The sequence below is a fragment of the Arsenicibacter sp. R0_47 genome, assembly GCF_057652235.1.
Genome location: NZ_JBYFCJ010000006.1, coordinates 292,855 through 313,051, shown reverse-complemented (window position 1 = coordinate 313,051; position 20,197 = coordinate 292,855). Strand labels below are relative to the sequence as shown.

General features: G+C 52.5%; 16 protein-coding genes. 7 read left to right on the top strand and 9 right to left on the bottom strand.

The window, feature by feature from the left end; genetic code table 11:
* Window positions 1-110: 110 nt before the first annotated feature.
* From infB to AC23NW_RS14310, 3 genes are all read right to left on the bottom strand, one after another.
* Window positions 111-3,647, bottom strand: coding sequence for a translation initiation factor IF-2 (infB, locus tag AC23NW_RS14320; protein WP_487450331.1), 3,537 nt, complete (start codon window positions 3,645-3,647; stop codon window positions 111-113).
* 180 nt (window positions 3,648-3,827) lie between these two features.
* Window positions 3,828-5,072 carry a transcription termination factor NusA gene (nusA, locus tag AC23NW_RS14315; protein WP_487450329.1) on the bottom strand — a complete coding sequence of 415 codons (1,245 nt, stop codon included), beginning with the start codon at window positions 5,070-5,072 and terminating at the stop codon, window positions 3,828-3,830.
* Between the two features lie 79 nt (window positions 5,073-5,151).
* The gene (locus AC23NW_RS14310; RefSeq protein WP_487450328.1) at window positions 5,152-5,673 is read right to left on the bottom strand and encodes a ribosome maturation factor RimP; all 522 of its coding nucleotides are present in this window, start codon (window positions 5,671-5,673) and stop codon (window positions 5,152-5,154) included.
* A gap of 242 nt (window positions 5,674-5,915) precedes the next feature.
* Here AC23NW_RS14310 and AC23NW_RS14305 point away from each other — a divergent pair, with 242 nt between their 5' ends.
* Entirely contained in the window at window positions 5,916-7,025 is a 1,110-nt protein-coding gene (locus tag AC23NW_RS14305; RefSeq protein WP_487450326.1) for an endonuclease/exonuclease/phosphatase family protein, read from the top strand.
* 50 nt (window positions 7,026-7,075) lie between these two features.
* Here AC23NW_RS14305 and AC23NW_RS14300 read toward each other — a convergent pair whose 3' ends face one another.
* The 3 genes from AC23NW_RS14300 to AC23NW_RS14290 all read right to left on the bottom strand — a co-directional run bounded on the left by AC23NW_RS14300 (window position 7,076) and on the right by AC23NW_RS14290 (window position 8,188).
* On the bottom strand, window positions 7,076-7,486 hold the full coding sequence (locus AC23NW_RS14300) for a molybdenum cofactor biosynthesis protein MoaE (RefSeq protein WP_487450324.1): 411 nt from the start codon (window positions 7,484-7,486) through the stop codon (window positions 7,076-7,078).
* A gap of 31 nt (window positions 7,487-7,517) precedes the next feature.
* The gene (locus AC23NW_RS14295; RefSeq protein ID WP_293838890.1) at window positions 7,518-7,766 is read right to left on the bottom strand and encodes a MoaD/ThiS family protein; all 249 of its coding nucleotides are present in this window, start codon (window positions 7,764-7,766) and stop codon (window positions 7,518-7,520) included.
* A gap of 140 nt (window positions 7,767-7,906) precedes the next feature.
* Entirely contained in the window at window positions 7,907-8,188 is a 282-nt protein-coding gene (locus tag AC23NW_RS14290) for a hypothetical protein (RefSeq protein ID WP_293838887.1), read from the bottom strand.
* A 111-nt stretch (window positions 8,189-8,299) separates the two neighbouring features.
* Between AC23NW_RS14290 and AC23NW_RS14285 the strand changes: the two genes are divergently transcribed.
* Window positions 8,300-8,773 carry a hypothetical protein gene (locus tag AC23NW_RS14285; RefSeq protein WP_487450322.1) on the top strand — a complete coding sequence of 158 codons (474 nt, stop codon included), beginning with the start codon at window positions 8,300-8,302 and terminating at the stop codon, window positions 8,771-8,773.
* A gap of 106 nt (window positions 8,774-8,879) precedes the next feature.
* On the opposite strand, the gene AC23NW_RS14280 is transcribed toward AC23NW_RS14285, so the two are convergent.
* The gene (locus AC23NW_RS14280; protein WP_487450321.1) at window positions 8,880-11,399 is read right to left on the bottom strand and encodes a S9 family peptidase; all 2,520 of its coding nucleotides are present in this window, start codon (window positions 11,397-11,399) and stop codon (window positions 8,880-8,882) included.
* Between the two features lie 178 nt (window positions 11,400-11,577).
* On the opposite strand from AC23NW_RS14280, the gene AC23NW_RS14275 reads away from it, so the two are divergent.
* The 3 genes from AC23NW_RS14275 to AC23NW_RS14265 all read left to right on the top strand — a co-directional run bounded on the left by AC23NW_RS14275 (window position 11,578) and on the right by AC23NW_RS14265 (window position 15,207).
* The gene (locus AC23NW_RS14275; RefSeq protein WP_487450319.1) at window positions 11,578-12,450 is read left to right on the top strand and encodes a PE-PGRS family protein; all 873 of its coding nucleotides are present in this window, start codon (window positions 11,578-11,580) and stop codon (window positions 12,448-12,450) included.
* A 72-nt stretch (window positions 12,451-12,522) separates the two neighbouring features.
* Window positions 12,523-13,998: a 1-hydroxycarotenoid 3,4-desaturase CrtD gene (crtD, locus tag AC23NW_RS14270; protein ID WP_487450318.1), complete on the top strand. Its 1,476-nt coding sequence runs from the start codon at window positions 12,523-12,525 to the stop codon at window positions 13,996-13,998.
* A gap of 27 nt (window positions 13,999-14,025) precedes the next feature.
* A complete protein-coding gene (locus AC23NW_RS14265) occupies window positions 14,026-15,207 on the top strand; it encodes a cation:proton antiporter (protein WP_487450316.1) in 1,182 nt (393 codons plus the stop codon).
* On the opposite strand, the gene AC23NW_RS14260 is transcribed toward AC23NW_RS14265, so the two are convergent.
* Window positions 15,201-15,527: a hypothetical protein gene (locus tag AC23NW_RS14260; protein WP_487450315.1), complete on the bottom strand. Its 327-nt coding sequence runs from the start codon at window positions 15,525-15,527 to the stop codon at window positions 15,201-15,203. The genes AC23NW_RS14265 and AC23NW_RS14260 overlap by 7 nt on opposite strands.
* Window positions 15,528-15,762: 235 nt before the next feature.
* On the opposite strand from AC23NW_RS14260, the gene AC23NW_RS14255 reads away from it, so the two are divergent.
* Entirely contained in the window at window positions 15,763-17,229 is a 1,467-nt protein-coding gene (locus AC23NW_RS14255; protein ID WP_487450314.1) for an amidohydrolase, read from the top strand.
* A 114-nt stretch (window positions 17,230-17,343) separates the two neighbouring features.
* On the opposite strand, the gene AC23NW_RS14250 is transcribed toward AC23NW_RS14255, so the two are convergent.
* Window positions 17,344-17,508: a lmo0937 family membrane protein gene (locus tag AC23NW_RS14250; protein WP_143092598.1), complete on the bottom strand. Its 165-nt coding sequence runs from the start codon at window positions 17,506-17,508 to the stop codon at window positions 17,344-17,346.
* A gap of 325 nt (window positions 17,509-17,833) precedes the next feature.
* Between AC23NW_RS14250 and recG the strand changes: the two genes are divergently transcribed.
* The gene (gene recG / locus AC23NW_RS14245; protein ID WP_487450313.1) at window positions 17,834-20,008 is read left to right on the top strand and encodes an ATP-dependent DNA helicase RecG; all 2,175 of its coding nucleotides are present in this window, start codon (window positions 17,834-17,836) and stop codon (window positions 20,006-20,008) included.
* The last annotated feature ends 189 nt before the right edge of the window (window positions 20,009-20,197 follow it).

The window sequence follows — 20,197 nt, the reverse complement described above, 5'->3', positions numbered from 1 at the left end:
AAACCGGCAAGCGTCGGACAGGCATCTGTATGAGTGGTTAAACAGGGGACAAAAAAAAGCCCCGGCCGTGTTGACTGGCCGGGGACTGTATAGGATTGGTAAACGATGCCTTACAGCGTACGTTTAACTTCTTTCACTTCAAACGCTTCGATCTGGTCACCGATTTCAATATCGTTAAAGTTCTTCACGCTCAGACCACATTCGTAGCCCTGACGTACTTCACCGACATCATCCTTAAAGCGTTTCAGCGCGCTGATCTCGCCCGTATGGATAACGATGAAATCACGGATAACCCGGACTTTGTTGTTCCGTTTGATGGTACCATCGGTAACCATACAACCGGCAACCGTACCGATTTTACTGATTTTGAAGACTTCACGAACGTCGATGTTACCAGTGATAACTTCTTCGGTTGTTGGTGCCAATAAGCCTTCCATCGCGTCGCGGATCTCGTTGATTGCGTCGTAGATGATCGAGTACAGACGGATCTCGATTTGTTCCTGTTCGGCAAGACGGCGGGCGTTTACCGAAGGACGAACCTGGAAGCCGACAATGATCGCATCGGAAGCAGATGCCAGCAGGACGTCTGATTCCGAAATCTGACCCACGGCTTTTTGCAGGATGTTGACCTGTACCTCTCCGGTAGACAGTTGAAGCAGGGAGTCAGAAAGGGCTTCTACCGAACCATCCACGTCACCTTTCACAATCACGTTCAGTTCCTTGAAGCTACCGATTGCTTTCCGGCGGCCAATTTCTTCCAGTGTGATATGCTTGCGGGTACGCAGCGACTGCTCACGCAGCAATTGCTCCCGTTTGTTGGCAATCTCACGGGCTTCACGCTCAGTTTCCATCACGTTGAACTTGTCACCGGCCTGTGGTGCACCCGGCAGACCCAGAATCTGAACCGGTGTCGATGGACCCGCTTCCTTAATCCGGCTGCCAATGTCATCCGTCATGGCACGGATACGGCCGTAGTGAGCACCGACAAGCATGATGTCGCCCTGGCGGAGCGTACCGCTTTCGATCAATACGGTTGATACATAACCACGTCCTTTATCAAGTGAGGCTTCAATTACGGTACCGACAGCTTTCCGGCTTGGGTTGGCTTTCAGTTCCAGTAATTCCGCTTCGAGCAATACTTTTTCAAGCAGATCGTCGATACCAAGCCCTGATTTCGATGAAATTTCCTGTGCCTGATATTTACCACCCCAGTCTTCCACGAGCATGTTCATGTTCGCAAGCGCTTCACGGATTTTCTCCGGATTGGCCCCTGGCTTATCGACTTTAGAGAAGGCAAATACGATTGGTACACCGGCAACCTGCGCGTGGTTAATTGCTTCACGCGTTTGTGGCATGATACTGTCGTCAGCCGCGATTACGATGATAACAACGTCGGTTACTTTCGCACCACGGGCACGCATCGCCGTAAAGGCTTCGTGACCAGGGGTATCGAGGAAGGTTACCATCCGGCCGTCTTTCGTCTTCACGCTGTAGGCACCAATGTGCTGAGTGATACCACCGGCTTCTCCGGCCGCTACTTTCGCGCGGCGGATATAGTCAAGTAACGACGTTTTACCGTGGTCAACGTGACCCATAATCGTAACGATCGGGGCACGCGGTTCGAGTGTTTCAGGGGCATCCGCTTCTTCAACGATGCCTGATTCAACTTCTTCTTCTGCCGTTACAAACTGAACGTCGTATCCGAATTCATCGGCGATAACGGTAATGGCTTCCGCATCGAGACGCTGGTTGATCGAAACGAACATACCCAGGCTCATACATGTACCGATTACTTCGTTCACCGAAACATCCATCAGAGACGCCAGGTCGTTTGCCGAAACGAACTCGGTTACCTTCAGTGTTTTTGATTCCTGCTGATCGAGTTCCGCCTGTTCACGAACCCTGTCGGCCCGTTCGCGGCGACGATCACGCCGACGGTCAGCACCACGGTTCGGCTGGTTACCCGACATCCGTGCGCGGGTTTCCTGGATTGACTTTTTAACGTCAGCATCCGTCGGAGCTTCGCGGCGGTCGCGTTTGTTGCGATCATTGCGGTTGTTGCTACCCGGTGCCGGCTTTTTGTTGCCGCCACCGCCGGTGTTTGCCGGAGCACCACCGCCACCTGCGTTGGCATTCTGGTTCGGACGATTGTCGGTACGTGGTCCCTGATTCGGCCGGTTGTCAGTACGCGGTCCCTGATTCGGGCGGTCGCCGCGTGGTCCACCCTGACCCTGTTGCTGGCCGCCTCCTTGCGGGCGATCCTGCTGGTTCCGGTTACCACCATGTTCCGGACGCTGCCCCTGCGGGCGTTGTCCCTGACCCTGGCCGTGCAGACGTTGTCCCTGACCCTGACCGCCCTGGCCATGCGGACGTTGTCCCTGACCCTGACCGCCTTGTCCCTGACCCTGTCCGGCGTTTGGCTGACCCTGAGACGGGTTCACTGCTACGCCTTCCTTACCACGAATACGTTTCCGTTTCTTCTTTTTGTCACGGTCATTGTTTGATGAACGTGTTGGTTCAACCGGCAGCTCGATTTTGCCCAGAATTTTCAGACCGCCTAACTGATGGCGGCCCTCGGCGCGGATCGTTTCCGGTTCAATGTCTGAACCGTGATCAGCTCCCTGAGCAGCAGGCGTTTCCGGTTCCGGCGTACGTTGTGGCTCACTCGGGCGGGCAGCATTTCGCTGTTCGGATGGAGGAGCAGGTTTTTGGTCTTGCTGGCGACTCGGAGTGCGCTGCTCTGGTTGAGTCTGCTCAGCTTTTGGTAATACAGCTTCGATTGGCTTCGTAGGTTCCGCTTGTTTAGTCTCGTTGGATTTGTCAGCAACAACTGGTGCGGACACCCCCGCCGGTTTTGGTTCCGCTGGTTTGGGAGCCGCCACAGGCGTTGAGGGTTCTGGCTGTACAGCTTTTTCGGCCACGACAGGTGCAACAGGCTCCGGCTTAGGGGCAGGAGCCGGCTGTGATTTTTCCTGAACTGGCGCTGTTGGCTGAGCCACCTTCTCCACGGGCTTAGTGTCAGCCGGCTGTGGTTTTGGTGGTTCAGGTTGTTGTTGAACAGGTGCTTTTGCCTCAACCGGAGCCGCTGGCGGTGTAACCGGTTTAACAGGAGCAGGAGCTGCTTCCTGTACAGGAGCCTTGACAGGTTCCGGTGCCGGAGCAGCTGGTTTATGTTCGGCCGGCGGCGTCACGGGCTGAGCCGGAGCTGCCTGAGCAGGTGTTCCGGAGCTGATCGATGACGAGCCTGGTTTTGCATTCAGATCAATTTTACCCAGTACCTTAAGGCCTGGCAACACAGAACCGCTTGCCGGTTCCGGCTTTGCTTCGGCTGGTGCGGGTTTAGCGTCACCTGCCGGTTGTGGTGTAGAGGCTACCGGACGTCCGGTATCGTCCCGACGATACAATATAACGTCTTCCTGTTTACGGGTTGGTTCGGCCACCGTCTCGGCGGTCTTGCGGTTGCCTTGGTGTAACTCCGTAGATTTGAACTCTTTCGACAGATAATCAAGCTGTTCGGCGTTGATTTTGGCGTTGGGGTTACTTTCGACTTTAAAACCTTTGGCAGAAAGACGACTCACCACCGTGGACAGTCCCACGTTGAGAATTTTTGCCACCTGGTTTAGCCGCATTGATTTATCTTCTGCCATACGTTCCTTTTCTATTCAATAATCTAATTGGCAAAGTTAATGGTTGTTTGTATCCTTAGAACAACGGTTATGCTAAGAAAAATCCCTGGCTTCTTTATTTTACGTTAAACAGCGCGCACAGATATGAATGAAACAGCGGTTTCGGGTGCTTCATTCGTATCTATGCGCCTTACACACAGACTATTCGAATTCGTGACGTAAAATGTCAAGAATTTCTTCGATTGTGTCATCCTCAAGGTCAGAACGCCGGACAAGCTCTTCCTTACTCAAGGCCAGTACGCTCTTCGCGGTATCGAGTCCGACACGACGCAGTTCGTCGATGATCCACTCTTCGATCTCATCCGAGAATTCGTTCAGATCAACGTCTTCGTCATCTTCCGGTCCTTCATTTTCGCGGAACACATCGATTTCCATATCGACCAGACGGCCGGCCAGCTTGATATTCTGTCCGCCCTTACCGATAGCCAGGGATACCTGATCCGGTTTCAGGAAAACAGACACGCGGCGGTTTTCACGGTCAATGTTCGTTGTACTGATTTTCGCCGGACTAAGCGCACGGCTAATCAGCAGTTCAAGGTTATCCGTATAGTTGATAACGTCAATATTTTCGTTACCCAATTCCCGGACAATGCTATGAATCCGTGAGCCTTTCATACCCACGCAGGCACCCACCGGATCAATACGGTCGTCGTATGACTCAACGGCTACTTTTGCCCGCTCACCCGGCTCACGCACGATTTTACGGATGGAAATCAAGCCGTCATAGATTTCCGGGATTTCCGTTTCGAATAAACGCTCGAGGAATACCGGCGATGTACGGGAGAGAATAATTTTCGGCGTACCGTTGTTCATTTCTGCCCGGTGTACAACTGCTTTGACGTTCTCCCCTTTCCGGTAACGGTCTTTCGGGATCTGTTCCGTACGGGGGATACTCAGTTCATTATTCTCGCCGTCAACCAGAATAATCTCATGCTTCAGCAGCTGGTATACTTCTGCCGTGATGAGATCACCTACCTGGTCTTTGTATTTCTGATATAATAACTCTTTTTCCAGATCTTTGATTTTCTGGATGAGTGTCTGACGGGCAGTCTGAACCACCCGGCGACCGAAGTCTTCCAGTTTTACTTCCTCGGCAACCTGTTCGCCCACTTCAAAATCGTCCTGAATTTTGCGGGCTTCGGCCAGAGGAATTTTATCGTAATCCCAAATGTCTTCCGAGTTGTCATCAACGATCTCGCGGGTGCGCCACATTTCGAGGTCACCGCTTTCAGCGTTGATAATTACGTCAAAGTTTTCGTCTGTCCCGTACTTTTTGCGAATCATAGTCCGGAAGACTTCTTCCAGGATCGCAATCATGGTGGGCCGGTCAATATTTTTCGACCGGGCAAAATCAGCAAATGATTCTATCAGTGCTCCACTGGTCATAAACTTGAATAAGTCTACGGCTTACGGATCAGGGTCCCGACAAGAAGAACGTCTTCAGATCAGGGCATTGACCGGTAAACTATTTAAAGGAAATTTCTACCTGTGCTTTTTGTATCTGTTCGAACTGAATAGGGGTAGGCCCCTCAGGTTGAGCTGCCTCGTCGGTACCCGCCTTCTTTTTACTTTTAGCCTTTTTCGCCGGAACAATGTCCAGCACGATATGATCGTCGGCCAAGTCATCTAATTTACCGTGCAGCACGCTGCCGTCGGCAAGCGTAACCTGTAATTGACGACCGATATTTTTGCGGAACTGCCAGGGCTGTGTCAACGGAAAGTCAACACCCGGCGATGAAACTTCAAGGGTGAATGCACGGCCGTCGAAGAGATCTGTTTCGTCTAACTGATTACCCAACTGACGACTGACGCTGGCACACTGATCAATGGTAATGCCTGTGTCGCTGTCGAGCAGAATCGTTACCTTTAAACGGCCTCCCTGCTTACCCGCCACCTGAATGTCAACAACGTGAACTGCAGAACCATTCGTTGCATCGACTGGCAAGTAAGGCTGAATAAGTTCTGCTAATTTTTCCTTTGTATCCATTCCCTTTACTGTAACAAAAAAGGGAGTTTACCTCCCTTTGCCGATCACCTCAATACTTAATAAACGGTGCAAATATAGCAGATTATAAATGAAATAGCAAATTGCGACCAGACCAGCAATACCGCTAAAGCGGCCGGTAGCGGGCAGAAACAGGCCCCGAACATAAAAAACGGCCTGATTTATGCGGTAAGCCATCCGGTGTCTGCTATTTTTGACACTTTACAGGTCGCTTATCCAATTACATGCCGACGTCATTTTCTGCTAAAGCGCTTATCCGATCATTTTTCCGGTCCGTTTTCTGGTCGGTAAATACGGGGTTAGCCATCTATACACTGGTCGTTTATTACCTGCTTTACAAGCTGCCGCTCGAACACTGGTCGGCCAGTATGCTGATGCTGAGCCTGCCCGTTGCCTGGGTGTGCCACCTGCTTTTTATGCTGGGCTGGGCTATTAACCGTTCGCTGAAAATAATGCTGTCGCTGATGGTAATGCTGGCCGGCTTCTGGCTGTGGCCCCGCACGTTTTCCCTGCACTGGGGTCAGCAGAACGCTCCTGAACCGGCAAAGTCACTGTCTGTCTTCAGTTATAATGTCATGGGATTTAATGTATCGGACCGCGACAAGCGGGATACTGCCAAAATCCGTGAAATGACCGATTGGGTAGTCGGGCTGGATGCCGACGTAAAGTGCTTTCAGGAATTTCAGAGCCATACCAACAGGGGGCCGCTCAACATGGTAGAACGGTTTCGTCAGACGGGCTACCGCTATCAGGTCCTGATGAATCCGGGCCATAATGACTATCCGGGTACAGCTCTGTTTTCGCGCTATCCGATTCTGGATTCCGGACGTGAGGCATTTGGCCGTGAAATGAACGGCCTGGTGTGGGCTGATCTGCAGACAGGCCGCAAACGGGTGCGTGTTATCTGCATTCATTTACAGTCGATGGGCATCCGGGTTGGCCGTGTCATCCGGCAGGATGAAATGGCCGGTGTGCGGCACGAAACCAAAGGCATTCTCGGGGCACTGAAGTCCGGATTTATCGACCGGCGGGAGCAGTTAACCCTCGTCGAAAAATACATCGACGAAAGTCCGTATCCGGTCATTGTCACCGGAGATTTTAACGAAACGCCATACAGTGTAGTCTACACGCTGCTGCGCCGGAAGCTGTCGAATGCCTTTGAAGAGGCAGGGCACGGGTTTGGTTTTACACTCAACCGGTCGCCCCGGTTTATCCGGATTGATAATCAGTTCTTCAATCCCGCCATCAAGGCAGTGGATTTTCAAACGTTCCGTTCTGTTCCCTTTTCCGACCATTATCCGATCATGGGTAATTATGCGGTTCCGCAGGACTGACACATCAAAGCCTTCCGGGAAGCTTTTAACTCCCCGGAAGGCTTTGCTACCTACGGGTGTGCATTGACCCAGACTTCGCCGTCGGTCAGTACTTCTTTTTTCCAGATCGGCACCGTCTGCTTGATGGTATCAATGACATACCGGCAGGCATCAAACGAATCTCCCCGGTGTGGGGTAGATACCCCGATCAGGACGGCAGTTTCGCCGACACGCAGCACCCCGGTCCGGTGAATAATAACGTAACGCAGAATGGTCCAGCGGCGACAGGCTTCATCGGCAATTTTCTGCATTTCGCTGATGGCCATCCGGTCATAGGCTTCGTATTCGAGCCGGTCAACGGCCCGGTTTGCGGTATTGTCGCGTACGGCGCCCAGAAAAAAATTGATGGCTCCGGCCTGATCGGATTGTAAATACTTGTGTGCTGAACCCAAATCGATAGGATCAGAAGTTAAGGCAACCATATAGTTAAAAAAGAGGATACTGGATTGACGACTAACCCCCGCTTACGGGAGGAATGATGGCTACTTCGTCGGTAGCAGTCAGCGACGTGGCTGGTTCCGCATATTCGCCGTTAACGGCCACCAGCAGTGAGCTGATACCGGCCATGGGCGGATAGGCCTGTTTCAGATAGTCCAGCAGATCAGAAACGGTAGCCATGCCGGAAAGTGGAAAAGGAACAACAGACTTCCCCGCAATGTCGCGGGTAATCCCGAAAAGTAATACGTTCAACGATTGATGCATAGTCAGAGAAAAGCAGGATTTACCGGCAAATCAATGTAAAAACAGGAGAACGCGGCTGCGGGTTCTGCCCATAGCCATGTCCTCCTGCAAAATAAGCGCAAATCAGATACCAACAAGCGCTCCGGTTTGTTTTTGAAAACCTATCTTGACTCGTCTAGCTTCTTTTCAGCCTTTTTGAGTCCTTTTTTCGTTTTTTTCAATGCCTTGTCTGTGCCCCGTTTCACGTCGGCCTTTACTTCGCGGCTTTCTTCCTTAATGTCCTGACCGGCTTCGCGGGTTTCGCGTTTGATTTTATTGCCGGCGGCATTAGCGGTACGTTTAGCCTGACGGCCAGTTTCTTTGGCTGATTCTTTAACGTCCTGGGCGGTGGCCAGTGACAGGGTCGCTACCACGAGGGCAGCCATGCATACGATCTTTTTCATTGAGTTGAGTTGTTAAATGCATCACCTTAACACGGCCGCCGGCAGTTTGTTTATTAAAATGATTTGGCAGGGAATCATTAATTTGGCCGTCTAAATAAATGTCAACGTTATATGCAGTTTGTTAAGTATTGTTTTGGCCTGTTAGTGGCAGGGGTATTCGTGACGGGGTGTAGTAAGGACAAAACAGATCCTGATCTGGCCGCAATTGTAGAGGGGAATTATCAGGTATATGCCTACTCGCTGGGGCAGGACTCAGTTAACCTGCCGACGCCGCCTTCATCGACCGTGGTGTCAGGCGTGTCAACGTTTATTGTTAACAGCTCCCTTTCGTTTAAAAAATCGACCAACACGCAGTCTGCTGTTAATTTTCTGTTTTCGGCCGCTAAGCAGCAGAATATCAACGGCGCGCAGTTTACCACAACAACCAGCCGCAGTCAGACCGGAACGGTTGATCTGGCAGGTGGTCCGAACAGCTCGGTGGTCATTTCATCGGGTGGATCACAGCTTGGTGTGGGCGACAGCCAAACGGTTCGTCTGACGCTCGAAACGTCGAACGGGACGCTGCGGGTATATGCGAAGCGGTAAAAAATGTAAAATGGATAATGAAATAGCCGTAGGTTGCTGTGAAAGACTAACTGTTTCGTAGCGACAAACGCATGATTCATTATCCATTTTACATTTAAGCCTGCGCTTACTTATCTCCGCCGCCCGCTTTGCCCGGCTGTTGTTTGCCGGCCTGAAGCGGCGGGGCATTTTTGACGTATTTGTCAAGCCAGCCGTTCATTTCATGCAGCATGTGCATTAGTGATTCCTGTCCGGTGTAGCCGTGGCTTTCATAGGGCAGGAAGACCAGTTTGGTGGTGGCGCCGAAGCCTTTCAGGGCGTTGTAGTACCGCTCCGACTGAATCGGGAACGTACCGGTGTTGTTGTCGGCTTCACCGTGAATCAGCAACAGCGGTGTTTTCATTTTATCCGCATTCATAAACGGCGACATCCGGTTGTAGACATCCGGTGCCTGCCAGTACGTACGTTGTTCGTTCTGGAAACCGAACGGTGTCAGTGTACGGTTGTAGGCACCGGAACGCGCGATACCGGCACGGAACAGGTTTGAATGCGTCAGCAGGTTGGCCGTCATAAAGGCGCCGTAGGAGTGGCCGCCCACGCCGACTTTTGTCGGATCAACAACGCCCAGCCGAACGCCTTCGTCGATAGCAGCCTTAGCACTCGCCACCAGTTGCTCGACATAAGTATCGTTTGGCTCCTTGTCGCCTTCACCGATAATCGGGATACTGGCATTATCGAGAACGGCGTAACCCATAGTGGCAAAAATAGCCGCTCCTGTAACCGCGATGCGGTTGAAACGGTACGGTGAACCCGAGACCTGACCAGCTGCATCCTTGCTCTTGAATTCAGCTGGGTAGGCCCACATAAACGTTGGCAGCGGTCCGTCTTCTTTCTTATAGCCAGCCGGTAAGTAGAGTGTAGCCGTCAGGTCGACGCCGTCCGGACGTTTGTAGCGAAGCTGTTGTTTCTGAATACCTTTCAGTTGGGCGTATGGGTGCGGGAATGCCGTTATCTGTGTCAGTGCCGGCTGCTTTTTGGCCGGTTTCAGGTTCCGGATAAAGTAGTTCGGGTTTTCTTCGGGCGTCTCGCGGGTAGTCAGTATCAGGCCTTTGGCTGCATCCAGTACCGTAACCGGCTGCTCGAACACGGTAGCGTCGGCTCCGGTACCACCCGAGCGCCACAGCTCACGGGTTTGTTTGGTGTTCAGGTTCAGCACACCCACAAACGGGCGGTCGCCTTCCGGTGATGAGCCTATGCTGTTGACCATCATGATCTCGTTGTTTGGCAGAATATTCAGCACTTCACGGCCAAACTGATTGCGGCGTGTATCGGGTTGGCCCGGATTGCCGTACCGGTCTTCCGAAGAACGGTCGAACAGGACGGTTGATTCGCCGGTTTTCGGATTGTAGATTTTCGTAAGCGATTTCCGCGTCTGCCGCCAGCGCTCATACACAAAGGCTACCGTTTCCGTACCCCAGTTGAAGCCACCGAAGCGGTAAGTTGACGCATAGATTTCTTTCGGGCTCGCAAACGGCGCTTCCAGCTGATAAACGCGGTCGCGGATGTCGGCTTTCTGCTTAGGATCGCCGTTGTCCTGAGCGACGGTGTAATAGATCGATGCCGGTACATCCGGACGCCAGTCAAAGTTGCGCGGACCTGTTGGTGCCCCGTCGCTCGCCCAGGCAATATTCTCCTGCAAAGGCGCATCATTCAGCGTTTTTACCAGTGCACCCTGTACGTCGAAAATGTCCGTACGAACCGGGAAGCTATTGACTGGTACCAGGTAAGAGAACGGCTTGTGAATCGTCTCCATCATCACAAATTTACCGTCCGGCGACGGGTCAGCGCTGGCAATCAGGCCGGGCTGGCCGATTTTCTGTACACTGCCGTCAATACCTAACCGAACCGTCTGGGCGGTAGCATAGTAGGCAAACTGCTGTTCGTCAGACGGGTTTTTCAGCAAGTCCTGATACGTAGCGGCCTGTGCTTTTTTGCCGAGGTTTTCCTGAACGGTCGGGCCCGACGGTACACGGCTGATGGCCGGAGCGGCTCCGCGGTCGGTCGGAATGGCTTTAACGATCAGAGACTTGCTGTCGGACAGCCACCGGTAAGGTGTTCCCAATACGGCATTCAGCGCCAGATCAGATACCTTACGGGCCGAAGCGGTTGCCACATCAATGATGTACAATTCAATTTTGCTGTCGGTCGAGTTGGCAAAGGCAATCTTTGTTTCGTCGGGCGACCACTGTACATAGCTGATCTGAGCCGGCGACGGCAGACCGCTGATGGCTTTCTCAGCACCTGCCGGAATCTGCTTCAGTTTCAGGCCGGTCAGGTACGTCGCGCGGCTCGGGCCGTTGTTCGCGGGGTTCAGCCGCAGACCTGCCAGCCGGAATTCCGGCTGTGAGAGTTCGGCAATGGTCGGGTTGGCTGCCCGGTCCATAATTAACAGGTAATCGCCTTTCGACGAAATCGCCACGCCCGGCGTCGGGACAGCAGTTACGAGGTCAGCAAGGGCTTTCGGCGGCGTTTGATAGCCGGAGGCATCCTGCGCCTGAAGAGGAAGGTTGATCAGCAGCCCCGCGCCAAGCAGAAAAAAGAGATGGCTGGCACGAAAACGTTTGCTGATTGGTGATGAAGCACACATAAAACGCTTGGGTTAGTTTACCAAAACAAAATTATTAACGACTTATCGTTTATTTATCAAAATATAAAATTAATCTTAAAAAAAAGCGTTGAAGCGGGATTAGAGCCAAAGGATAAAGGTTTTCAGCTTTTTTAGGGCTGGTTTTCGTTACTTTGTCGGTATCAATCAATCTTCGTCAATGCGTAATTTTGTTTCTATTGTTGTTCTTGCCGGGCTGGCTGCGTGTGATCCTAAGACCAATCCGGTTGACGGAGCTCAGTTTGTGACTGAACCAAAGGCCGTTGCTATTACTCCCGGACAGATTGATGAAGCGTCGGGTATGGTGGCCAGCCGGAGTATGCCCGGTAACCTGTGGGTACAACAGGACAGCGGAAACCCGACCGATATAGCGCTGCTGAATCAGGATGGTACGGTAAAAGGCAAAATGTCGCTGCCGGCACCGGTTGATAACCGCGACTGGGAAGACATGGGCATCGGTCCCGGACCACAGGACGGCACGAATTATATTTATCTGGCCGATACCGGCGATAACAACCTGCAATATCCCTTTTACCTGATCTACCGGTTTCCGGAGCCTAAAAGCCTGACTGAGCCTGTCACAAAGGCTGAGCGGATGTTTTTCAAATATCCGGATGGCTCGCATGATGCGGAGGCGATCCTTGTTGACCCGCAGACCAAAGATATCTGGATCATTACGAAACGGGAGGCGAAAGTCCGGTTATACCGGTTTGCCTATCCGCAGAATATCAATGATGTAACAACCGTGCAGGACTATGGCGAACTGCCGTTCTCCGTGGTGACCGGTGCGGCCATTTCGTCGGACGGAAACGAAATTCTGGTCCGGACCTATACCAACATTTACTACTGGAAGCGGCAAAACAACGAGCCGATCGCCGAAACGCTGCAGCGTCGGGAAGGCCGTGCCGTACCGTACAGGCTGGAGCCACAGGGCGAGGCGGTGTGTTTTGACAAGGACGATAAAGGCTATTTTACGCTGAGTGAGCGGAACAATGCCGCCTCTGTTTCGTTGTATTACTACGCGAAAAAGTAAGGATCAGCGTAGGGGCAACACAAGTTCTATGCCGTTTCCAGTCTGTTTCGCGCCATCGTTCACGAAACCTACATGAAATCTGCTGTAGTTATCGGTGCCGGTATCGCGGGCATCGCTGCCGCCATCCGCCTGGCTGTCAAAGGGTATGCGGTTGACGTTTTTGAAGCCAATACCTATCCGGGCGGTAAGCTGACGACCATTGACTTGCTAAATCCGGCCGGTGATCAATACCGGTTCGATGCCGGTCCGTCCCTGTTTACACTTCCCGAACTGGTCAATGACCTGTTCCGGCTCGCCGGCGAAAACCCCGCTGATTATTTTGACTATATCCGGCTGCCCGAAATATGCCGGTATTTCTGGGATGACGGTACGCGGCTGACGGCCTGGAGCGATACTGAAGCCTTTGCGCAGGCAGTGGAGGAGACCCTCGGAGAACCCGCCGCACACGTCCGCGATTTTCTGGCTGACAGTGCGTTTAAGTACGGGATTACCGAAAGCCTTTTTTTGCAGGACTCACTGCACAAAGCCGGTACATGGCTTAATCGCCGGGCGTTCAAAGGGTACCTTACTATACCGCGCCTTGGTCTTTTCGGTACGATGAATGGCGCAAACCGGCGAACGTTTTCGAATCCAAAGCTGGTACAGCTCTTTAACCGGTATGCCACTTACAACGGCTCAGACCCGTACCAGACCCCGGCATTGCTCAACATCATCCCGCATCTGGAGTACAACATCGGCGCGTACTTCCCGAAAAAGGGTATGGTTGACATCACCAATGCCCTGACCGCCCTGGCCCGCCGTCTGGGCGTGAGGTTTCAGTTCGGAACGCCGGTGCAGCGGATTCTGGTTGATAACGGGAAAGCCGTTGGCGTGCAGGTTGCCGGTGTGGAGAAACGGTATGGAGTCGTGGTATCGAACATGGATGTAACACCGACTTACCGGAAGTTACTGGCCGATCAGCCGGCACCGGAGCGGACACTGAAGCAGCCACGGTCATCGTCGGGCCTGATTTTTTACTGGGGCATCCGCCGGACGTTTCCGGAACTGGATATGCATAATATCTTTTTCTCGAACGACTACCGGACGGAGTTCGACTACCTCTTCAACCGGCGCGACCGGATATACGACGATCCGACGATTTACCTGAACGTAACCAGTAAACACAAACCGGACGATGCGCCGGCGGGGTGCGAAAACTGGTTTATCCTGCTGAACGCTCCCGCCAACGAAGGGCAGGACTGGGATACAATCATTGCCGAAACCCGGCAGCAGGTGATCCGGAAACTAAGCCATAACCTGGGCGTGGATGTCGGAGCGCTGATCGAATGCGAGGCCATTCTTGATCCGCGGACCATCGAATCGCGCACGTCGTCGGCGCAGGGGGCTTTGTACGGCACGGCCTCAAACAACCGGTTTGCGGCGTTTCTGCGGCATCCGAACTTCTCGTCCCGCATCGGTAATCTCTATTTTGTGGGGGGGAGTGTGCACCCCGGCGGCGGCATTCCGCTCTGTCTGCTGTCGGCGAAAATCGCCACGCAGTGGGCATAAAGACGGCTATATTGCTATCTTTACCGCATGGATTCATCGTCGTTGATTATTGGCCTGAGTCTGGCTGTACTGATTTCCTACGCGTTTGACTTTCTGAGTAGCCGCTTTAAAACGCCGTCGGTGGTGTTGCTGCTGGGTCTTGGTATGACCATCCGGCAGATTACAGCGTACTTCGATGTGCAGATTCCGTACGTAACGCCAACGCTCTCTACATTAGGTACTATCGGGTTGATTATGATCGTGCTGGAAGGCGGTCTGGATCTGGAATTAAGGCCCGAGAAGTACGGCCTCCTGCGGCGAACGGCACTCATGGCGCTGGTATCCATTGTGCTGACCACCTTACTTATTGCCGGTACGCTGTTTCTGTTACTCGAGGAATCCTTTTACCGTTGTCTGGTGAATGCCCTGCCGTTTTCAGTGATCAGCAGCGCCGTGGCCATCCCCAGCGTCCGGAACCTGTCCTACGGGCAGCGGGAGTTTGTTACCTATGAAACGGCGTTCTCGGACATTATCGGGATCATGCTGTTTAACTTCCTGCTACTGGCCCAGACATCAGTCCTGGGCGCAACGTTTACGTTTGTCCGCGATACCATCCTGATGGCGCTGATTTCGCTCATCTGCTGTTTCGGATTGTTATACCTCATCGGCCGGATCAACCACCAGGTAAAGTTTCTGCCCATCATTTCGGTGCTGATTCTGGTTTATGCCATTGCCGAAAGCTATCACCTGTCTTCTCTGCTGCTGATTCTGGTATTCGGGTTGTTTCTCAACAACACGGAACTGTTTATCCGCGGCCGCCTCGATAAAATCCTGAAAAACGACCTGTTCGAGAAAGAGCTTGAGCAACTCAAAAACCTGACTGCCGAAGGGTCGTTTGTTGTCCGTACATTCTTCTTTCTTCTTTTTGGCTACGCTGCCAACCTGCCCGACCTGATTGATCCCGACACGCTGATTGTCAGCCTGATTTTTATAGTGATCATTCTGGGTGTCCGGCTGCTTTCGCTGCGGCTTACGTTTACCGGCCCGCTTACGCCCTTGTTCTGGATTGCGCCGAGAGGGTTGATTACTATTTTGTTATACCTCAGTATTCCGGACAGCATTAAACTGACAGGCTTTCGCGAGGGTGTGCTGATGATGGTAGTCATTTTCTCAGCATTGGTAATGATGGGCGGGGTAATCGGCTACAAAGGCCGGAGCGAAGATCAATAGGTTTTTTCTGTCCGCAGGTATCGTACAAAGCCAAACCAGGGCCTTTGCTGCCGGTAGCTGAGATTGTGATCATGAGCAAAGGCTTCGCGCTCGAAGCTGATGTTGCGGTAGGCCCGATAATGGTTTTTGTACTGTAGCCGCCGGATCAGGTATTCCCCGAAGTACCACACATAAAAAAGCACCAGCCCCAGTTCAAGCTGCTGGCGCAGGTGAATCCGTTCATGATTGATCAGAAACGGATCGGTTACGGCTTCTTTCACCAGGACAAACGGCCAGAGCGCCATGCCGTCAACCCATAAAAACGACACACGGATTATCATCTGCCTTATAACAGTTCTTTACGCCTGCGGATTCCCGTTGTACGACCGGAAAAAGTACGTGTACCATTCCGCTCCTGGAACAGGGTAACTTTTGTCAAATCGCTGGATAAAGCTATATTATTTGTATAAAGTGATTATCGACTGATGCTTTGTTTGGGTATAATGTCTTATTTTGGGATAATATTACGCTGTTTTCCGGATTCGGAAACCTGCGGGATTTTAACTTAATCTAAACATGAAACTTTTTCAGAAACCAGGGTCAGTGTCGATAATGATGCTGGCGGCGACGACGTTAACCTTCGGGCAAGCCAAAGTTACGAAAGAGCAGCAGGAAGTGATAGCAGGACTGGATGCGAAAAAAGCGCATTATGGCACCATTGCCCATCAGATCTGGGACTGGGCCGAAGTTGGCTATCAGGAATATAAAAGCTCGAATCTGCTGCAGGACGAACTGAAAAAAGAAGGTTTTACCGTTCAGCCGGGTGTTGCTGAGATTCCGACAGCGTTTGTGGCTTCTTACGGCAGCGGTAAGCCGGTTATCGCGATTCTGGCGGAGTATGATGCCTTGCCGGGCATTAACCAGGATGCCTCGCCGGAACGTAAACCGGTTGAGGGCAAAAAAGCCGGTCATGCCTGCGGGCATCACCTGTTTGGTACGGGGTCGTCGGCAGCGGCCATTGCGGTGAAAAACTGGATGCAGAAAACCGGTCAGAAAGGTACGATCCGTCTTTATGGGACACCGGCCGAAGAAGGTGGCTCCGGCAAAGTATACATGGTTCGCGCCGGGCTGTTCAGTGATGTGGATGTGGTGCTGCACTGGCACCCGGCCGATTCGAACGGGGCCGACGGGTCAACGTCGCTGGCTAATATCGCCGGTAAATTCCGGTTCCGGGGCATTTCGGCCCATGCCGCAGCCTCGCCGGAGCGCGGCCGTTCGGCGCTCGATGGCGTCGAATCGATGAACTACATGGTAAACATGATGCGCGAGCACATCCCGTCGGATACGCGGGTGCATTATGTGATTACCAAAGGCGGTGAGGCCCCGAATGTGGTTCCGGATTTTGCCGAGGTCTATTACTATGCCCGGAACAAGGATCGCGCTATCGTGCAGGATGTCTGGAAGCGCATTGTGAAGGCGGCAGAAGGAGCGGCGCTGGGTACAGAGACCAAAATGGATTACGAAATCATTGGCGGTGTATATAACCTGCTGCCGATTGAAACCCTCGGGCAGCTGATGCACAAAAACCTGTCGGTAGTAGGTGGTGTCAGCTATACGCCGGAAGAAGAGAAGTTTGCCGAAAAAATCGGGGAGTCGTTTGGCGCCACGTTCGGCTCGATCAAAAAGCCGGGTGAAGCGGCTACGGTGTCGCCGTTTGCCATGCGGAACGATGCCGGCGGCGGATCAACCGACGTAGGCGACGTCAGCTGGGCTGTTCCGACGGTCGGGATGCGTGCGGCTACGTGGGTACCGGGCACGGCTGCGCACAGCTGGCAGGCAATCGCTGCCGGTGGCACAGACATTGGCACCAAAGGCATGATGGTGGCCGCCAAGTCGCTGGCCCTGACGGCAATTGATCTTTACAAAGAGCCTGCCCTGATTCAGAAAGCCCGCGAGGAATGGATTAAAGCCCGTGGTGGTCTGGAATACAAATACGAAGCCTTACTGGGTAACCGCAAACCGGCGCTGGATTACCGGAAATAAACCCTGTATCGGGTCGTGGCATGCTTTTGCTGGCCGCGCCGGAAATTGTAAAAGCCCCTGAATGCCGGTCAAATCCGGTATTCAGGGGCTTTTGAATGTTGTCAGGTAGTGCGTTTATACCGGTGAATTCCCGCGAATCACACGTAACAGAATCATGATGATGGCAATGACCAGCAATGCATGGATCAAATTACCTAAACCGAAGCCGCCGAAGCCCAAAAATCCAATGAGCCAAACGATGATCAGAATCACGGCGATAGTATACAGAAGATTTCCCATAACGTTGATAATGTACGGTTGGATAGCCCGTTGCTAACTTCTTAGAAAAATCTGTGCCAATCTGCAAAAAGCTTGTTTTGACGCTGTAATCGCTGTTTTTTGTATAAACACTGTCCTAAATTCACAACGAACGCACCACAATGTTGGGGAAGTTTTTACGCAATCATATCAGGAGCTGTCAATTTGTGTAAAACCGGCAGCAAGGGATGGCAAAAATCCGTGTCACCTCATCAGAAGCCTTGCTGACGACATAGGATCAGTAGATAGAATCGCCCTGAAAAACCAAAAAATGCTGTAAATTTGACAAAAACAGCAGGCAATACGCATGAACGAAACAGGCCCGAATGACGCGAATCAGCCTGGTGCTGCATCGACAGAGGCAGGCCGGTTGCCGGAGCGTACGCCTAATTTTTTTGATACACGCATTGAGTTTCTCCGGGGAGTGGGGCCGCAACGTGCCGAACTGCTCAACAAGGAACTGTCTATTTTTACATACGGGGATTTGCTGCAACACTACCCGTTCCGGTTTGATGACCGGACCCGCTTTTATACCATCAGCGAACTCGACGAGAGTCTGCCCGCGGCACAGGTACGCGGCCGGTTACGGGACTGGTATACTGAAGGCGAAGGGTCTAAAAAACGGGTTGTAGGTACCTTCACCGACGGTACCGGCAGCATGAGCCTGGTTTGGTTTCAGGGACTGACCTGGCTCGAAAAAACACTCCGGCGGGAGGGCGAGTATGTCGTCTACGGCAAACCGCAGCCGTTTAACGGGCGTTACAGCATTGTGCATCCCGAACTGGACAATGTCCATCCGGATAATCAGCTCGAAACGGGCATGGTACCGGTCTATAACCTGACCGAAAAGCTGCGGAAACGCCACCTCGACAGCAAGGCCATCGGCAAGATTATGCGGACGCTGCTGGAAGGCGCCTGGCCGCATATCCGTGAAACTTTACCCGACGAACTGATTCAGAAATACCGGCTGATCGGCAAGCGGGAAGCACTCTGGAACATTCATTTGCCGCAAAGTGCGGCGTGGCTGCGACAGGCCGAGCGCCGCTTGAAGTTTGAGGAGCTGTTTTACAATCAGCTCCGGCTGATTTCTAACAAGCTGCTCCAGAAAGAAGAATATCCCGGTCAGGTATTTGCCAATACGCAGCTGCTCAAACATTTTTACGAGCACCTGCTGCCCTTCCCGTTGACCGGTGCGCAGAAACGGGTGTTGAAAGAGGTCCGGACTGATTTTATGAGCGGTAAGCAGATGAACCGTCTGTTACAGGGGGATGTGGGGAGCGGTAAGACCATTGTTGCGTTTATCGCCATGCTGATGGCCATCGACAACGGGGCACAGGCCTGTCTGATGGCGCCAACCGAAATTCTGGCCGACCAGCATTACAATGGCCTGAAGCCGTTTGCCGATGCTATGGGGCTGAATATTTCTATTCTGACGGGCTCTACCACCACGAAACGACGCAAAACCCTGCATCCGGACTTACAGGAAGGTAAAACGCATATCATTGTAGGTACGCATGCCTTGCTGGAGGATTCGGTTCAGTTTAAGAACCTCGGGCTTTGCATTATCGACGAGCAACACCGGTTCGGGGTGGCCCAGCGCGCAAAGATGTGGGCCAAAAATCCGGTGATTCCGCCGCATATTCTGGTGATGACCGCCACGCCGATTCCGCGTACACTGGCGATGACCTTGTATGGCAACCTCGATATTTCGGTGATTGACGAGCTGCCGGCCGGTCGTAAACCCATTAAGACGGTGCATAAATACGATAAGCACCGGTCGGAAGTATTCGGGTTTATGCGGCAGGAAATTGAAAAAGGCCGTCAGGTGTATGTGGTTTACCCGCTCATTGAAGAATCCGAAAAGCTGGACTATAAAGACCTGATGGATGGTTTCGAGAGTATCCAGCGGGCATTCCCGCGGCCGAAATATGAGATTGGTATGCTGCACGGGAAAATGTTGCCTTATGAGAAAGACGACGAAATGCAGCGTTTTCTGCGTCATGAAACGCACATTATGGTTGCCACGACGGTAATTGAAGTCGGGGTAAACGTGCCGAATGCCAGTGTGATGGTTATTGAAAGCGCCGAACGCTTCGGTCTGTCGCAGCTGCATCAGCTGCGCGGACGGGTAGGCCGGGGCAGCGAGCAATCATACTGCGTGCTGATGACCGGCTACAAACTGAGTTCAGATACAAAGACGCGGATTGAGACCATGGTGCGTACCAACAACGGCTTCGAAATTGCCGATGTTGATCTTCAGCTACGCGGTCCCGGTGATCTGACCGGTACCCAGCAAAGCGGTCTGATGGACCTGATGATTGCCGACCTTGCCAAAGACGGTCCGATTCTGAACGCCGCGCGTGAATCTGCCCAGAAAATTCTGGACGAAGATCCGCATTTTGTCTTGCCGCAAAACGCGCCCATACGGAATCACATCGACGCCCTCGGCAAAAAAGAAAGCAACTGGAGCCGCATATCGTAGGGGCGACCCCACGTGGTCGCCCGCTTTTAATGGAATATGATGGTCGTCCGGCGTTGATGAAATATGATGGTCGCCCGCTTTTAATGGAATATGATGGTCATCCGACGTTGATGAAACGCGTGGTCGCCCGCTTTTGATAGAATATGATGGTCGCCCGACTTTGATGGAATATGATGGTCGCCCTCTTTT

Bases quoted from the DNA above. Each gene is read 5' to 3' on its own strand.
- infB (WP_487450331.1), bottom strand. From the start codon at position 3,647: ATGGCAGAAGATAAATCAATGCGGCTAAACCAGGTGGCAAAAATTCTC.
- nusA (WP_487450329.1), bottom strand. From the start codon at position 5,072: ATGACCAGTGGAGCACTGATAGAATCATTTGCTGATTTTGCCCGGTCG.
- AC23NW_RS14310 (WP_487450328.1), bottom strand. From the start codon at position 5,673: ATGGATACAAAGGAAAAATTAGCAGAACTTATTCAGCCTTACTTGCCA.
- AC23NW_RS14305 (WP_487450326.1), top strand. From the start codon at position 5,916: ATGCCGACGTCATTTTCTGCTAAAGCGCTTATCCGATCATTTTTCCGG.
- AC23NW_RS14300 (WP_487450324.1), bottom strand. From the start codon at position 7,486: ATGGTTGCCTTAACTTCTGATCCTATCGATTTGGGTTCAGCACACAAG.
- AC23NW_RS14295 (WP_293838890.1), bottom strand. From the start codon at position 7,766: ATGCATCAATCGTTGAACGTATTACTTTTCGGGATTACCCGCGACATT.
- AC23NW_RS14290 (WP_293838887.1), bottom strand. From the start codon at position 8,188: ATGAAAAAGATCGTATGCATGGCTGCCCTCGTGGTAGCGACCCTGTCA.
- AC23NW_RS14285 (WP_487450322.1), top strand. From the start codon at position 8,300: ATGCAGTTTGTTAAGTATTGTTTTGGCCTGTTAGTGGCAGGGGTATTC.
- AC23NW_RS14280 (WP_487450321.1), bottom strand. From the start codon at position 11,399: ATGTGTGCTTCATCACCAATCAGCAAACGTTTTCGTGCCAGCCATCTC.
- AC23NW_RS14275 (WP_487450319.1), top strand. From the start codon at position 11,578: ATGCGTAATTTTGTTTCTATTGTTGTTCTTGCCGGGCTGGCTGCGTGT.
- crtD (WP_487450318.1), top strand. From the start codon at position 12,523: ATGAAATCTGCTGTAGTTATCGGTGCCGGTATCGCGGGCATCGCTGCC.
- AC23NW_RS14265 (WP_487450316.1), top strand. From the start codon at position 14,026: ATGGATTCATCGTCGTTGATTATTGGCCTGAGTCTGGCTGTACTGATT.
- AC23NW_RS14260 (WP_487450315.1), bottom strand. From the start codon at position 15,527: ATGATAATCCGTGTGTCGTTTTTATGGGTTGACGGCATGGCGCTCTGG.
- AC23NW_RS14255 (WP_487450314.1), top strand. From the start codon at position 15,763: ATGAAACTTTTTCAGAAACCAGGGTCAGTGTCGATAATGATGCTGGCG.
- AC23NW_RS14250 (WP_143092598.1), bottom strand. From the start codon at position 17,508: ATGGGAAATCTTCTGTATACTATCGCCGTGATTCTGATCATCGTTTGG.
- recG (WP_487450313.1), top strand. From the start codon at position 17,834: ATGAACGAAACAGGCCCGAATGACGCGAATCAGCCTGGTGCTGCATCG.